The following is a 13,581-nucleotide window of genomic DNA, read 5'->3' on the forward strand; positions in this document are numbered from 1 at the left end:
GCCCGCCCCCGCCGTCTTCGTGCAAAAGCACAAAGACCTGTGGCGCGTCTTTGCGCCAGTACATCTACGCGCGTAGGGATTCAGCGGTTACGCTCGTCCGCGTGAACGCATCTGTTATTCCGGACAACATCCAGGGCGACCCGCGGGCAGCCGCCGCCGGGGCCGCCGCCCGCCTGCGCGAGCTGACCGGCGCCGAGACCCATGACGTCGCCCTGGTCATGGGCTCCGGCTGGGCGCCCGCCGGCGAGGCACTCGGCGTCCCCGAGGCCGAGTTCCCCGTGACCGAGCTGCCCGGCTTCCCGGCGCCCGCCGTCGAGGGCCACGGCGGCACGGTCCGCAGTTACAGGATCGGCGAGAAGCGGGTGCTGGTCTTCCTCGGCCGCACGCACTACTACGAGGGCCGGGGCGTCGCCGCCGTCGCCCACGGGGTCCGTACGGCGGTGGCCGCGGGCTGCGGGACCGTCGTCCTGACGAACGGCTGCGGCGGTCTGCGCGAGGGCATGCGCCCGGGGCAGCCGGTCCTGATCAGCGACCACATCAACCTGACGGCCGCCTCCCCGATCATCGGCGCGAACTTCGTCGACCTGACCGATCTGTACTCCCCGCGGCTGCGCGCGCTGTGCAAGGAGATCGACGCCACCCTCGAAGAGGGCGTGTACGTCCAGTTCCCCGGCCCGCACTACGAGACCCCGGCCGAGATCAACATGGTCCGGGTGCTCGGCGGCGACCTGGTGGGCATGTCCACGGTCCTGGAGGCCATCGCGGCCCGCGAGGCGGGCGCCGAGGTGCTCGGCCTCTCCCTCGTCACCAACCTGGCGGCGGGCCTGTCCGGAGAACCCCTCAACCACGAGGAGGTCCTCCAGGCCGGCCGCGACTCGGCGACCCGGATGGGCGCGCTGCTGGCACGGGTGCTCGACCGCATCTGAGCCTCCGGCCGGGAGCCCCGGGCGGGGCCCCGCACCCCGCCCGCTCCCGCCCGTTCCCGACTCCCCGTACTCCCTTCAGCACACCCCGAAAGGCGGACCCCGTGCAGCACGACCTCATCGCGCAGGCCAGGACCTGGCTGGCCGAGGACCCCGATCCCGATACGCGTGCGGAGCTGGGCGCGATCATCGAGGCGGGTGACACGGCCGAGCTGGCCGCCCGTTTCGCGGGCACGCTCCAGTTCGGCACCGCCGGGCTGCGCGGGGAGCTGGGAGCCGGGCCGATGCGGATGAACCGGTCCGTGGTGATCCGGGCGGCGGCGGGCCTCGCCGCCTACCTGAAGGCGCGGGGCGAGGAGGGCCGGCTCGTCGTCATCGGTTACGACGCCCGCTACAAGTCCGCCGACTTCGCGCGTGACACGGCGGCCGTGATGACCGGGGCCGGGCTGCGCGCCGCCGTGCTGCCCCGCCCGCTCCCCACTCCCGTACTGGCGTACGCCATAAGGCATCTGGGTGCGGTCGCCGGGGTCGAGGTCACCGCCAGCCACAACCCGCCGCGCGACAACGGCTACAAGGTCTACCTCGGCGACGGCTCGCAGATCGTGCCGCCGGCCGACGGCGAGATCGCCGCCGCCATCGCCGCGGTCGGCCCGCTGGCGGGTGTCGTCCGTCCCGAGGGCGGCTGGGAGATCCTCGGCGAGGAGGTGCTGGACGCCTATCTCGCGCGCACGGACGCGGTCCTGGACCCCGAGGGCCCCCGGACGGCGCGCACCGTCCACACCGCGCTGCACGGCGTCGGCACCTCGGTGCTGACCGCGGCGTTCGCCCGGGCCGGGTTCCCCGCGCCGGTGCTCGTCACCGAGCAGGCCGAGCCGGACCCCGCGTTCCCCACCGTGGCCTTCCCGAACCCGGAGGAGCCCGGCGCGATGGATCTCGCCTTCGCCACCGCCCGCCGGGCGGCGCCGGACCTGATCATCGCCAATGACCCGGACGCGGACCGCTGCGCCGTCGCGGTGCCCGACGCCGCCGCGGAGGGCGGCTGGCGGATGCTGCGCGGCGACGAGGTGGGCGCGCTGCTCGCCGCGCACCTGGTGGAGCGGGGCGTCAGCGGCGTGTTCGCCGAGTCGATCGTGTCGTCCTCGCTGCTGGGCCGGATCGCGGAGAAGGCGGGCCTCGGTTACGAGGAGACGCTGACGGGCTTCAAGTGGATCGCCCGGGTGGACGGCCTGCGGTACGGCTACGAGGAGGCGCTCGGCTACTGCGTCGACCCCGAGGGCGTCCGCGACAAGGACGGCATCACCGCCGCCCTGCTCGTCGCCGAGCTCGCCTCCGTGCTCAAGGAGCGGGGCCGTACGCTGCTGGACCTGCTGGACGACCTGGCGCTCGCGCACGGCCTGCACGCCACCGACCAGCTCTCGGTGCGGGTGGAGGATCTGACGGTCATCGCGAACGCCATGACCCGGCTCCGCGAGCAGCCTCCGACCTCGCTGGCGGGCCTCGCCGTCACCTCGGCCGAGGACCTGGCGCGGGGCACGGACCGGCTGCCGCCCACCGACGGGCTGCGCTACCGCCTGGAGGGGGCCCGGGTGATCGTCCGCCCGAGCGGCACCGAGCCGAAGCTGAAGTGCTACCTGGAGGTCGTGGTCCCGGTGGCGGACGCGGCGGGGCTTCCCGCCGCGCGGGGCCGGGGGGCCGAACTGCTCGCCGGGATCAAGCGGGACCTGGCGGCGGCGGCGGGGATCTGACGCGCCGCCGCACACGCACGCGCCGCCGCACACGAAGGGCCGGCCCCCTCCCGGGGGACCGGCCCTTCGGCGTTCCGTTCCGTCGGCCTCAGCCGATCGCCCCCACCACGACGAGCAGGACGGCGCCGGCGACGGCCGGGGCGATCACCTCGTACGCCCAGCGCACGGAGCCCCGGTCCGCGCCCTCGGCGGTCGTGTCGCCGGCCCGCTCGGCGATGTCCCGCAGATCCCGCACGGTCTGGTCGGCGGAGGCGGTGCGCCCGGCGGTGTCGCCGACGTCGGCGCTGACCGAGGTACGGCCGTAGGGGTCGTCGTGCGCCGCGCGGGACGCGGCGCGGGCCGCGCGCTTGCGGGCGCGCAGGGAGACGGGGATCGCCCACAGCTGGTACTTCGAGCCGTCGCGGGCGAGCAGCTCGGAGGAGTACGAGGCCCGCACGTCGGCGACCTCCGTCCAGGGGAGCTGAATCGTCCGGAACGGGTTGCGGACCCGGATGCGCTCGTCGTCCGTGAAGACGGCGGGCCGCAGGGTGAACGCCACGACCAGCGGCACCGCGAGGAGCAGCGCGGCGGCCGCGAGCCAGGGCACCCGTCCCTCGCCCCGGATCATGGCGTCCCCGGCCATCCAGGCGATCAGCAGGAGCAGCAGCGACCCGCAGACCAGTGCGGCGACGGAACGGTAGGTCCGTGTCGCGGGGGGCGGCTCTGCGGGAGGTGTGGGGCTCGTCATGGGGCCGATTCTGCCTGACGGGGGCGGCGGGCGGCCGGGCGGCCGCACCGCACGGCCATCCGGCCGTGGCGGCCGGAAGGCCCGGTGGGGGAGGGGCGGACCGCGGGACCCGCGGACGGCTCGGCCCCCTGTACAGGTCGCTACGCGCGTAGATATGCTCCTCTGGTGACCATGCCCACCACTGCTCCCGCATTTTCCGACGCGACGGCGTCCGACAGTGCGCTGCGCCGCTTCCTGTTCGGGCTGCCCGGCGTCGACGCCGTCGGCCTCGAAGCGCGCGCCGCCTCCCTCGGAACCCGTTCGATCAAGACGACGGCCAAGGCGTACGCCATCGATCTCGCCATCTCGATGATCGACCTGACGACGCTGGAAGGCGCGGACACCCCGGGCAAGGTCCGGGCTCTCGCCGCCAAGGCCGTCAACCCCGACCCGCTCCGCTACGCTCCGCCTCGGCTCTCCTCCGACCCCTTGGACGCCGAGCCCGACCGCAGGACCCCGCACACCGCCGCGGTCTGCGTCTATCCCGACATGGCGGCCGTCGCCGCCGCCGCGCTGGCCGGCTCCGGCGTGAAGGTGGCGTCCGTGGCGACCGCCTTCCCGGCCGGGCGTGCCGCGCTGGACGTCAAGCTCGCGGACGTCCGCGACGCCGTGGCGGCCGGGGCCGACGAGATCGACATGGTGATCGACCGGGGGGCGTTCCTCTCCGGCCGGTTCCTGAAGGTGTACGAGGAGATCCTCGCCGTGAAGGCGGAGTGCGGGGCCGCCCGCCTCAAGGTGATCTTCGAGACCGGCGAGCTGTCCACGTACGACAACATCCGCCGGGCCTCCTGGATCGGGATGCTGGCGGGCGCCGACTTCATCAAGACCTCGACCGGCAAGGTGGCCACCAACGCCACCCCCGCCAACACGCTCCTCATGCTGGAGGCCGTCCGCGACTTCCGGGCGCAGACCGGCACCCAGATCGGTGTGAAGCCGGCCGGCGGCATCCGCACCGCCAAGGACGCGATCAAGTTCCTGGTGCTGGTGAACGAGACCGCGGGCGAGGACTGGCTGGACCCGCACTGGTTCCGGTTCGGCGCCTCCAGCCTGCTCAACGACCTGCTGATGCAGCGCCAGAAGCTCAGCACCGGCCGTTACTCCGGCCCCGATTACGTGACGGTGGACTGATAGCCATGGCATCCGCATTCGAGTACGCACCGGCGCCGGAGTCCCGCGCCGTCGTCGACCTCGCGCCCTCCTACGGGCTGTTCATCGACGGCGAGTTCACCGAGGCCGCCGACGGCAAGGTCTTCAAGACGGTCTCGCCGAGCAGCGAGGAAGTCCTCTCCGAGGTCGCCCGGGCGGGCGCGGCGGACGTGGACCGGGCCGTGCGGGCCGCCCGCAAGGCGTTCGAGAAGTGGTCGGCGCTGCCCGGCTCCGAGCGCGCCAAGTACCTGTTCCGGATCGCGCGGATCATCCAGGAGCGCAGCCGTGAGCTGGCCGTCCTGGAGACGCTCGACAACGGCAAGCCGATCAAGGAGACCCGCGACGCGGACCTCCCGCTGGTCGCGGCGCACTTCTTCTACTACGCGGGCTGGGCCGACAAGCTGGACCACGCGGGATACGGGGCGGACCCCCGCCCGCTGGGCGTGGCCGGCCAGGTCATCCCGTGGAACTTCCCGCTGCTGATGCTCGCGTGGAAGATCGCCCCGGCGCTCGCCACGGGCAACACGGTGGTCCTGAAGCCCGCCGAGACGACCCCGCTCAGCGCCCTGTTCTTCGCGGACATCTGCCGCCAGGCCGGTCTTCCGAAGGGCGTCGTCAACATCCTGACCGGGTACGGCGACGCGGGCGAGGCGCTCGTCACGCACCCCGACGTGAACAAGGTCGCCTTCACCGGCTCGACCGCCGTCGGCAAGGCGATCGCGCGCTCCGTGGCGGGCACGGACAAGAAGGTCACCCTGGAGCTGGGCGGCAAGGGCGCGAACATCGTGTTCGACGACGCGCCGGTCGACCAGGCCGTCGAGGGCATCGTCACCGGGATCTTCTTCAACCAGGGCCAGGTCTGCTGCGCCGGTTCCCGGCTGCTGGTCCAGGAGTCGGTCCAGGACGAGGTGCTGGACGCCCTGAAGCGCCGGCTGTCCACGCTGCGCCTGGGCGACCCGCTGGACAAGAACACCGACATCGGCGCGATCAACTCCGCCGAGCAGCTGGCCCGGATCACCGCCCTGGCGGAGACCGGCGAGGCGGAGGGCGCGGAGCGCTGGAGCGCCCCCTGCGAACTGCCGTCGTCCGGCTACTGGTTCGCCCCGACGCTCTTCACCAATGTCACCCAGGCGCACACGGTGGCCCGGGACGAGATCTTCGGCCCGGTCCTCTCCGTCCTGACGTTCCGCACCCCGGACGAGGCCGTCGCCAAGGCCAACAACAGTCAGTACGGCCTCTCGGCCGGCATCTGGACGGAGAAGGGCTCCCGCATCCTCGCGGTGGCGAACAAGCTCCGCGCGGGCGTCGTCTGGGCCAACACGTTCAACAAGTTCGACCCGACGTCGCCGTTCGGCGGCTACAAGGAGTCGGGCTACGGCCGCGAGGGCGGCCGCCACGGCCTGGAGGCGTACCTCGATGTCTGAGCAGAACCGTCTGAGCGTCTTCAAGACCTACAAGCTGTACGTCGGGGGCAAGTTCCCCCGCTCCGAGAGCGGCCGGGTGTACGAGGTGACGGACTCCAAGGGCCAGTGGCTGGCGAACGCGCCGCAGTCCTCCCGCAAGGACGCGCGCGACGCGGTCGTGGCCGCGCGCAAGGCGTTCGCCGGCTGGTCGGGCGCGACCGCGTACAACCGGGGCCAGGTCCTCTACCGCGTCGCGGAGATGCTGGAGGGCCGCCGGGACCAGTTCGTCCGTGAGGTGGCCGCCGAGGGGCTGTCGAAGTCCAAGGCCGGGGCCGTCGTCGACGCGGCGATCGACCGCTGGGTCTGGTATGCGGGCTGGACCGACAAGATCGGGCAGATCGTGGGCGGGGCGAATCCGGTCGCGGGACCGTATCTCAACCTCTCCACCCCCGAGCCGACGGGCGTCGTCGCGGTCCTCGCGCCGCAGGAGTCGTCGTTCCTCGGGCTGGTCTCGGTGGTCGCCCCGGTGATCGCGACCGGCAACACGGCGGTCGTCGTCGCCTCGGCGGACGCCCCGCTGCCCGCGTTGTCGCTGGGGGAGGTGCTGGCCACCTCCGACGTCCCCGGCGGCGTGGTCAACATCCTGTCCGGCGCCACGGCGGAGCTGGCGGCTCCGCTCGCTGCCCACCAGGACGTCAACGCGATCGACCTCACCGGGGCGGACGCCGCCCTGGCGAAGGAGCTGGAGATCGCGGCGGCGGACAACCTGAAGCGCGTACTGCGCCCGTCCGTAGCCCGCCACGCCCCCGTGGACCCGGACGGCGGAGGCGACCCCGCCGACTGGACGGCCTCGCCCGACACGCACCGGCTGACGGCCTTCCTGGAGACCAAGACGGTGTGGCACCCGACCGGAGCGCTGGGAGCCTCGGGCTCCTCGTACTGACGTCCGGCCGGCGCCGCACACCCGGCGCCCGGACGGGGCCGCCCACCCCGGGCGGCCCCGTCCGCCGTTCCTTCGGGTGCCGGCCCGTCCGCGCGTCAGGTCTTCCGTGCGTCAGCCGGTGATCAGCCGGGTCGCCTCCCCCACCACGGGCAGGTCGTTCAGCGCACCGCCGCTGGTGATCGGGTCCGTGAGGACGGCCGTGGTCACCGGCTTGAAGTCTCCGATCTGGGTGCCCACCGCGTTGTCCAGCGGGTCCGCCCCGGTATTGGCCAGCGGGTCCAGCTGGAGGTCGGTGACCGGGGCGACGCTGCTGGCCAGCGAGGTGCCCAGCGCGCTGGTCACCGCGGGCCCGGCCGTCTCACCGACCGCCTGGAGGGCGGAGGCGCCCTGCTCCGGCACCTCCGCGACGGCGGGCAGCTGGACGGCCGACGCGGAGCCCGCACCGGCCCCCAGAGCCGCGCCCAGCGCGGTGACGGTCAGACCGGCGCGCAACAGGACGCGACGTTCGGGCTTACGTGCATGAAGTGCCATGTTTTCCACCTGATCGAGCCTGGTCGGGTAATCGTCTGTGCGCGCAGAGTAGTTGAGGTGTGACGCTGGATACCAACAGGAGGCCCGAGGGGTCCCCTGCGCGGGTCAATGCCTCACACTTCTGTTCTGTGAGTTCCCAACCGATCCCGACCCGCGTCGTCCTGCTCGCGGGCCCCTCCGGCTCCGGCAAGTCGTCCCTCGCCGCCCGCACCGGTCTGCCGGTGCTGCGCCTGGACGACTTCTACAAGGAAGCGGGCGACCCGACCCTGCCCCAGGTCCCCGGCTCCACGGACATCGACTGGGACTCCGCCGAGTCCTGGGACGCGGACGCGGCGGTGGCCGCCATCGCCGAGCTGTGCCGGTCCGGCCGTACGGACGTTCCGGTGTACGACATCGCCACCAGTTCGAGGACGGGCCACGAGTCCTTCCACATCGAGCGCTCGCCGCTGTTCGTCGCGGAGGGCATCTTCGCGGCGGACATCGTCGGCCGCTGCCAGGGTCTGGGGCTGCTGGCGGACGCGCTGTGCCTGCGCGGCCGCCCGTCCACGACGTTCCGCCGGCGGCTGGTGCGGGATCTGCGCGAGGGCCGCAAGTCGGTGCCGTTCCTGTTGCGGCGCGGCTGGCGGCTGATGCGGGCCGAGCGGCGCATCGTGGCCCGCCAGACGGCCCTGGGGGCCTACCCCTGCGGCAAGGAGGAAGCCCTGGGACGGTTCGCCGCCGCGGCGGCGGGACGGTGCCGCCGGGCGAGCGTGGGGGCGCCGGTCCCGGAGTAGGGCGGGCGGCCCGTCCACGCTCAGCCGGCGGGGGCCGCGCAGCCGAAGGTCTTGGCGGCGGCCTTCACGAAGGACTTGAAGTACGCGTCCGGTACGGGAAGGCCAGAGGGCTCGCGCGCCTTCAGATACTGCAGGCTCGGGTCCATCGCCAGGTAGAGAGGGCCGCCCCGGGCGCAGCGCAGCATCATCGTCCGCGAGTTGACGACGTCGGCCTCCCGGCCGCCGGGCGCCTTGCCGTTCCGTGTGCCCGGCGCCTTCCGGACGGCGGCGACGAGCGAGGGGTCGCGGGTCGCCGTGTACGCCATGAAGCCGTCCGTGCGGACGATGCCGGAGGAGTCGTCGTCCAGGAACAGCCGACAGGACCACAGGCCGGCAGGGGCCTTCTGGCCCGCTTCCAGCACCTTCACACCCGCCGGGACCCGGCCCCGGACCGACAAGCCGTCCAAGCCGCACACCTGTCCCTCGGAAACCGGGCGGGCGGTGTCGGAGCGGGGCGGCGACAGCGTCCCGGGCTTCTCGGGAAGGTCACCGCATTTCGCCCGGGCCGCGACGGCGCGTGCGGTGTCGGTGGCGAGGGCGGCGAATGCCCCGCGGTCGGAGACCGGCTCACTGGAACTGACCCTGGCGATCACCGGCTGGGTCGTCCAGCACTTCTCGGGGAGCAGGACCCACCCGGCATACGCGTCGACTCCGCCGGTGACCTCTCCGGCGAAGAACCACGTCTTCGACAGTTCCGGCGACCGGTCGGTCCCGAGGAGCTCGTCCCCCTGCTCCGCCCAGACCCGCACCGTCAACTCGCCCTTGCCCGACCCGAGCACGACGGACGACTTCCCGACCCGGCACACCATGTCGGTCAGATCCTCGTCGAGCCCGTCCCCATCGGCGTCGAGACGACCGGACCCGGGAAGGACCGCGTCCGCCCGCGCCGCCGACACCAGCCCTCCGCAGAGCCGGTCCTCCGTCAGCACGTCGGTGTTGCGCCAGACATGCAGCCCGCCGACCACCAGCGCCAGGACGGCGGCGACCACGACAGCCCGGGCCTTCCCCGCCGACCGCTCGCGGCCGCCCGCTGCGCTCGCTTGGTCACTCGCTGGAATCGGATCGCCCGCCCGGCTGCTCACTTACCCCCCACGGGTCCTCCTCGATCCCACGTTTGACGTGGTCCGATCAGATTAACAAGCGGCGTTCCCGGCCCCCCGCACGGGCAGCGGGGCCGTACAGGACCCCCCGGCCCGTACGACCCCGCTGTGTCTCCCCCGTGGCCCGCGCCTCCCCCGAAGCGACGGACCGTTCCCCGTGTTCCCCCGGGTCCCCTCGGTCCCCGTTCTTTCCTGCTCCCCCGTGCTTCCCCCGTAGCCGCCGCCTCCCCCGAAGCAGTGGCCGTCCTCCCCCATTCCCCCGCTGCCTCAGGCCACCAGCTCGCCGAAGGACTCCTGCTCGTCACGTCCGAAGCTGAGGACCTGGTCCTCGCGCAGCCGGCGCAGGGAGCGCCAGATGCTGGACTTCACCGTGCCGACACTAATGTCGAGGATCGACGCGATCTCCGGGTCGGTGCGGCCCTCGTAGTACCGCAGGACCAGCATGGTGCGCTGGAGTTCGGGCAGCCGGGCGAGTGCCTGCCACAGCACCGCCCGCAGCTCCGTGCCGCGCATCGCGTCCGTGTCGCCCACCGTCTCCGGCAGCTCCTCGGTCGGGTATTCGTTCAGCTTGCGCCTGCGCCAGGCGCTGATGTGCAGGTTGGTCATGGTGCGGCGCAGATAGCCGCCGACCGCCGCCTTGTCGCTGATCCGGTGCCATGCCCGGTACGTCGAGAAGAGGGCGCTCTGCAGCAGGTCCTCGGCCTCGAACCGGTCACCGGTCAGGTGGTAGGCGGTCGCGTACAGGGAGGCCCGTCGCTCCTGGACGTAGGCCGTGAACGCCGCTTCGGCGTCCGCGTCCTCCACCCGGGTTCCGCGGTCCCCCGTGGCCTCCCCGTACGCGCCGGCCGCCCCCCTGGGCGCGTCAACGACCGCCATGTACGGCTTGCGCGCCTGCTCCGCAGCCGTCGCGTGCTGACGCCCGGTGCTCCGAACACGCCCCCGCAGGTTCGTCACACCGGACTTCTCCGTGCTCCGGCCGACGTCGTGGAGACGCGTGACAACTGCGCTTGAGCCGGTGCTGTGCAGTGCGTTCATCTCGCGCCCCCTATCGGTGGAGTCCGTTCGTTCCCTGCTGTCCAAGAGCTTGCCGGGGCAGTTTCATGGCGGTGTTCCCCGACTGTCACAGACCTGTCACAGGGGCCGTTGTGGCCGTGCCCGGGCAATCGGTCCGGACCGCAGGTCGAACTGAAGCGCCACCATGGGCCAGAATGACGTCCGTGCCTTTCCTGTTGCTGATCGAGGACGACGACGCCATCCGCACGGCCCTCGAACTCTCGCTGTCTCGCCAGGGCCACCGTGTGGCCACCGCGGCGACGGGAGAGGACGGCCTCGAGCTGCTGCGCGAGCAGCGGCCCGACCTGGTCGTGCTGGATGTGATGCTGCCCGGGATCGACGGTTTCGAGGTGTGCCGGCGTATCCGCCGCACCGACCAGCTGCCGATCATTCTGCTGACCGCGCGCAGCGACGACATCGACGTCGTGGTGGGACTGGAGTCCGGCGCCGACGACTATGTGGTGAAACCTGTCCAGGGCCGGGTGCTGGACGCCCGGATCCGGGCGGTGCTGCGCCGGGGGGAGCGTGAGTCGACCGACTCGGCGACCTTCGGCAACGTGGTGATCGACCGCTCGGCCATGACCGTCACCAAGGACGGGGAGGACCTGCAGCTCACGCCGACCGAGCTGCGGCTCCTGCTGGAGCTGAGCCGCCGGCCGGGCCAGGCACTGTCCCGGCAGCAGTTGCTGCGCCTGGTGTGGGAGCACGACTACCTGGGCGACTCCCGTCTGGTGGACGCCTGTGTGCAGCGGCTGCGCGCGAAGGTGGAGGACGTGCCGTCCTCGCCGACCCTGATCCGTACGGTGCGGGGCGTGGGCTACCGGCTGGACTCGCCTCAGTGACCGAATCCGCCAAGCGGTCCCTGCGCGCCGGTCTGCGCTGGACCAGTCTGCGGCTGCGCCTGGTCGTGGTGTTCGCGCTGGTGGCGCTGACGGCCGCGGTCTCCGCTTCGGGTATCGCGTACTGGCTCAACCGCGAGGCCGTGCTGACCCGCACCCAGGATGCCGCGCTCGACGACTTCCGGCGGCAGATGCAGGACACCGGGGCGGCGCTGCCGGTGCGTCCCACCAGGGACGACCTCCAGCGGGCCGCCGGGGACATGGCGTCCAGCAGCCCGGGCTACAGCGTGCTGCTGGAGGCGGAGCGCGAGCGCGGCAAGCCGATCGTGGGCTACTCCGACCTGGACACCTTCACCCTGGCCGACGTGCCGGACTCGCTGCGCGAGCAGGTGTCCCGCAAGCAGCCGCTGACCTCCAGCAACGAGCACGAGTACCACCTGTTCTGGCAGCGGACGAGCATCGCGGGAACCCCGTATCTCGTCGCGGGCACGGGAGTCATCGGCGGCGGCCCGACCGGGTACATGCTCAAGTCCCTCGACCAGGAGCGGCAGGACCTCAACTCGCTGGCCTGGTCGCTGGGGATCGCCACCGCCCTCGCGCTCATCGGCTCGGCACTGCTCGCGCAGGCCGCCGCGACGACGGTGCTGCGTCCGGTGCAGCGGCTCGGCGACGCGGCCCGCAAGCTCGGCGAGGGCAAGCTCGACACCCGGCTCGTGGTCTCGGGCACGGACGAACTCGCCGATCTCTCCCGTACGTTCAACAGGACCGCGCGCTCGCTGGAGAAGAAGGTCGCGGACATGAGCGCCCGGGAGGAGGCGAGCCGCCGGTTCGTCGCCGACATGTCGCACGAGCTGCGCACCCCGCTGACCGCGATCACCGCGGTGGCCGAGGTGCTGGAGGACGAGGCGGACACCCTCGACCCGATGATCGCGCCCGCCGTGCACCTGGTGGTCAGCGAGACCCGGCGGCTGAACGACCTCGTGGAGAACCTGATGGAGGTGACCCGCTTCGACGCGGGCACGGCCCGTCTGGTGCTGGACACGGTCGACGTCGCCGACCAGGTGACCGCGTGCATCGACGCGCGGGCCTGGCTGGACGCGGTGGACCTGGACGCGGAGCGCGGCATGATGGTCCGGCTCGATCCGCGCCGGCTGGACGTGATCCTGGCCAATCTGATCGGCAACGCCCTCAAGCACGGGGGCTCTCCGGTGGACGTGCGGGTGCGGACGGAGGGCGAGGAGCTGGTCATCGAGGTACGGGACCACGGTCCGGGCATCCCCGAGGACGTGCTGCCGCACGTCTTCGACCGGTTCTACAAGGCCAGCGCCTCCCGGCCGCGGTCGGAGGGCAGCGGGCTCGGCCTCTCCATCGCCATGGAGAACGCGCACATCCACGGCGGCGACATCACGGCGGCGAACTGTCCGGACGGCGGTGCCGTCTTCGAACTGCGGCTGCCGCGCGACGCCGAGAAGCTCGCGAATGGCGACAAACCGGGCACGGAAGCCCCGGACGAGGACGGAGCGACGTGAAGCGCGGCGAGGTCACGTACCGGCGAAGCCCGCTCGGGCGGCGTACGGCCGTCTCGCTGACGGCCCTGCTGGCGGCCGCGACGCTGGCCTCCGGATGCGGAATCCGTACGACGTCGGTGCCGGTGGACGCGGGGGCCGCGCCCTCCCGGGTGCCGTGCCGGGTGTCCTCGTCGGACGTCGCCACCCGGCCGCCGGACGGCAGGAGTGCCGAGGTGTATCTGGTGTGCGCCTCCCAGCTGGTCACCGTGGACCGTCCGGTTCCGGCGGACGCGGCGGGCACCGATCCGGTGGTGGTCGCCCGCGCGCTGCTGAAGGAGGTCCAGCAGGCGCCGCCCGCGAGCGAGCGGAGGGCCGGGTTCGCCACCGCGGTGCCGGCGGGGCTGCGGGTGGAGCCGTCCCGGGACGGCGACCCGGCGGGCACCCTGCGGCTGAGCAGCCAGCCGGAGGACCTGACGGCGGAGGCGCTGGCCCAGCTGGTGTGCACGTACGCGGAGAGCGAGACGCTGGTCCGGGACGGCTCGGTGGTCCTGGGCGGCCCCGGGGACTACCCGCCGCGCGGCTATCTGTGCACCTCGCAGACGAAGACCCGGCCCGGGGACCTCGCCACGCCGGACGCGCTCCGTCCGGACTGACACGGCCCCGGCCCGGCTGAGGGGGCGGCTGCGCCCTGGCCGAAGGGCGGCTCCGGCCCGGCCCGGCGGCTCCGGCCCTGCTGAGGGGGCGGTCCTGGAGAGCGGCCCTGGAGGGCGGCCCTGGAGGGCGGCCCTGGAGGGCGGTCCTGGAGAGCGTCC

At 72.9% G+C, this 13,581-nt stretch carries 13 protein-coding genes; 9 read left to right on the forward strand and 4 right to left on the reverse strand.

All coding sequences use genetic code 11. The features are described 5' to 3' along the window. Window positions 1–101 precede the first annotated feature (101 nt). Window positions 102–926, forward strand: coding sequence for a purine-nucleoside phosphorylase (locus ACIQMU_RS03905; protein WP_352240391.1), 825 nt, complete (start codon window positions 102–104; stop codon window positions 924–926). A gap of 101 nt (window positions 927–1,027) precedes the next feature. Beyond that, window positions 1,028–2,668: a phospho-sugar mutase gene (locus ACIQMU_RS03910; protein WP_352240390.1), complete on the forward strand. Its 1,641-nt coding sequence runs from the start codon at window positions 1,028–1,030 to the stop codon at window positions 2,666–2,668. 88 nt (window positions 2,669–2,756) lie between these two features. Here ACIQMU_RS03910 and ACIQMU_RS03915 read toward each other — a convergent pair whose 3' ends face one another. After that, a complete protein-coding gene (locus ACIQMU_RS03915; protein ID WP_352240389.1) occupies window positions 2,757–3,395 on the reverse strand; it encodes a PH domain-containing protein in 639 nt (212 codons plus the stop codon). A gap of 171 nt (window positions 3,396–3,566) precedes the next feature. Here ACIQMU_RS03915 and deoC point away from each other — a divergent pair, with 171 nt between their 5' ends. From deoC to ACIQMU_RS03930, 3 genes are read left to right on the forward strand one after another with little or no spacing between them, the layout of a single operon-like run. Continuing rightward, complete coding sequence (gene deoC, locus ACIQMU_RS03920) at window positions 3,567–4,562, forward strand: deoxyribose-phosphate aldolase (RefSeq protein WP_352240520.1); 996 nt, start codon at window positions 3,567–3,569, stop codon at window positions 4,560–4,562. Between the two features lie 5 nt (window positions 4,563–4,567). Continuing rightward, a complete protein-coding gene (locus ACIQMU_RS03925) occupies window positions 4,568–6,004 on the forward strand; it encodes an aldehyde dehydrogenase family protein (RefSeq protein ID WP_352240388.1) in 1,437 nt (478 codons plus the stop codon). Further along, window positions 5,997–6,926: an aldehyde dehydrogenase family protein gene (locus ACIQMU_RS03930; RefSeq protein WP_352240387.1), complete on the forward strand. Its 930-nt coding sequence runs from the start codon at window positions 5,997–5,999 to the stop codon at window positions 6,924–6,926. Before ACIQMU_RS03925 ends, ACIQMU_RS03930 begins: the two co-directional genes overlap by 8 nt. Window positions 6,927–7,037: 111 nt before the next feature. On the opposite strand, the gene ACIQMU_RS03935 is transcribed toward ACIQMU_RS03930, so the two are convergent. Further along, complete coding sequence (locus ACIQMU_RS03935; protein WP_352240386.1) at window positions 7,038–7,457, reverse strand: hypothetical protein; 420 nt, start codon at window positions 7,455–7,457, stop codon at window positions 7,038–7,040. A gap of 128 nt (window positions 7,458–7,585) precedes the next feature. On the opposite strand from ACIQMU_RS03935, the gene ACIQMU_RS03940 reads away from it, so the two are divergent. Beyond that, complete coding sequence (locus tag ACIQMU_RS03940) at window positions 7,586–8,230, forward strand: uridine kinase (protein ID WP_352240385.1); 645 nt, start codon at window positions 7,586–7,588, stop codon at window positions 8,228–8,230. Between the two features lie 20 nt (window positions 8,231–8,250). Here the strand turns inward: ACIQMU_RS03940 and ACIQMU_RS03945 are convergent, their stop codons facing one another. Together ACIQMU_RS03945 and ACIQMU_RS03950 are read right to left on the reverse strand one after the other, a co-directional pair. Continuing rightward, a complete protein-coding gene (locus ACIQMU_RS03945; protein ID WP_402688158.1) occupies window positions 8,251–9,258 on the reverse strand; it encodes a hypothetical protein in 1,008 nt (335 codons plus the stop codon). 378 nt (window positions 9,259–9,636) lie between these two features. Then, window positions 9,637–10,404, reverse strand: a complete 768-nt coding sequence (locus ACIQMU_RS03950; RefSeq protein ID WP_352240383.1) for a SigE family RNA polymerase sigma factor — start codon at window positions 10,402–10,404, stop codon at window positions 9,637–9,639. A gap of 182 nt (window positions 10,405–10,586) precedes the next feature. Here ACIQMU_RS03950 and afsQ1 point away from each other — a divergent pair, with 182 nt between their 5' ends. The 3 genes from afsQ1 to ACIQMU_RS03965 are packed head-to-tail and all read left to right on the forward strand — an operon-like array spanning window position 10,587 to window position 13,422. Further along, a complete protein-coding gene (gene afsQ1, locus ACIQMU_RS03955) occupies window positions 10,587–11,264 on the forward strand; it encodes a two-component system response regulator AfsQ1 (RefSeq protein WP_006127084.1) in 678 nt (225 codons plus the stop codon). After that, window positions 11,261–12,790 (forward strand): ATP-binding protein, encoded by a 1,530-nt coding sequence (locus ACIQMU_RS03960; protein ID WP_402688159.1) that lies wholly within the window; start codon window positions 11,261–11,263, stop codon window positions 12,788–12,790. The genes afsQ1 and ACIQMU_RS03960 overlap by 4 nt, the downstream gene beginning before the upstream one ends. Further along, window positions 12,787–13,422, forward strand: coding sequence for a hypothetical protein (locus tag ACIQMU_RS03965; RefSeq protein ID WP_402688160.1), 636 nt, complete (start codon window positions 12,787–12,789; stop codon window positions 13,420–13,422). The genes ACIQMU_RS03960 and ACIQMU_RS03965 overlap by 4 nt, the downstream gene beginning before the upstream one ends. The last annotated feature ends 159 nt before the right edge of the window (window positions 13,423–13,581 follow it).

The sequence above is a fragment of the Streptomyces sp. NPDC091649 genome, from assembly GCF_044756785.1.
GTDB lineage: Bacteria > Actinomycetota > Actinomycetes > Streptomycetales > Streptomycetaceae > Streptomyces.

What these genes read in the sequence shown, in the direction of transcription:
- ACIQMU_RS03950 (WP_352240383.1), bottom strand. Translation starts at nt 10,404, where the DNA reads ATGAACGCACTGCACAGCACCGGCTCAAGCGCAGTTGTCACGCGTCTC.
- deoC (WP_352240520.1), top strand. Translation starts at nt 3,567, where the DNA reads ATGCCCACCACTGCTCCCGCATTTTCCGACGCGACGGCGTCCGACAGT.
- ACIQMU_RS03935 (WP_352240386.1), bottom strand. Translation starts at nt 7,457, where the DNA reads ATGGCACTTCATGCACGTAAGCCCGAACGTCGCGTCCTGTTGCGCGCC.
- ACIQMU_RS03925 (WP_352240388.1), top strand. Translation starts at nt 4,568, where the DNA reads ATGGCATCCGCATTCGAGTACGCACCGGCGCCGGAGTCCCGCGCCGTC.
- ACIQMU_RS03930 (WP_352240387.1), top strand. Translation starts at nt 5,997, where the DNA reads ATGTCTGAGCAGAACCGTCTGAGCGTCTTCAAGACCTACAAGCTGTAC.
- ACIQMU_RS03915 (WP_352240389.1), bottom strand. Translation starts at nt 3,395, where the DNA reads ATGACGAGCCCCACACCTCCCGCAGAGCCGCCCCCCGCGACACGGACC.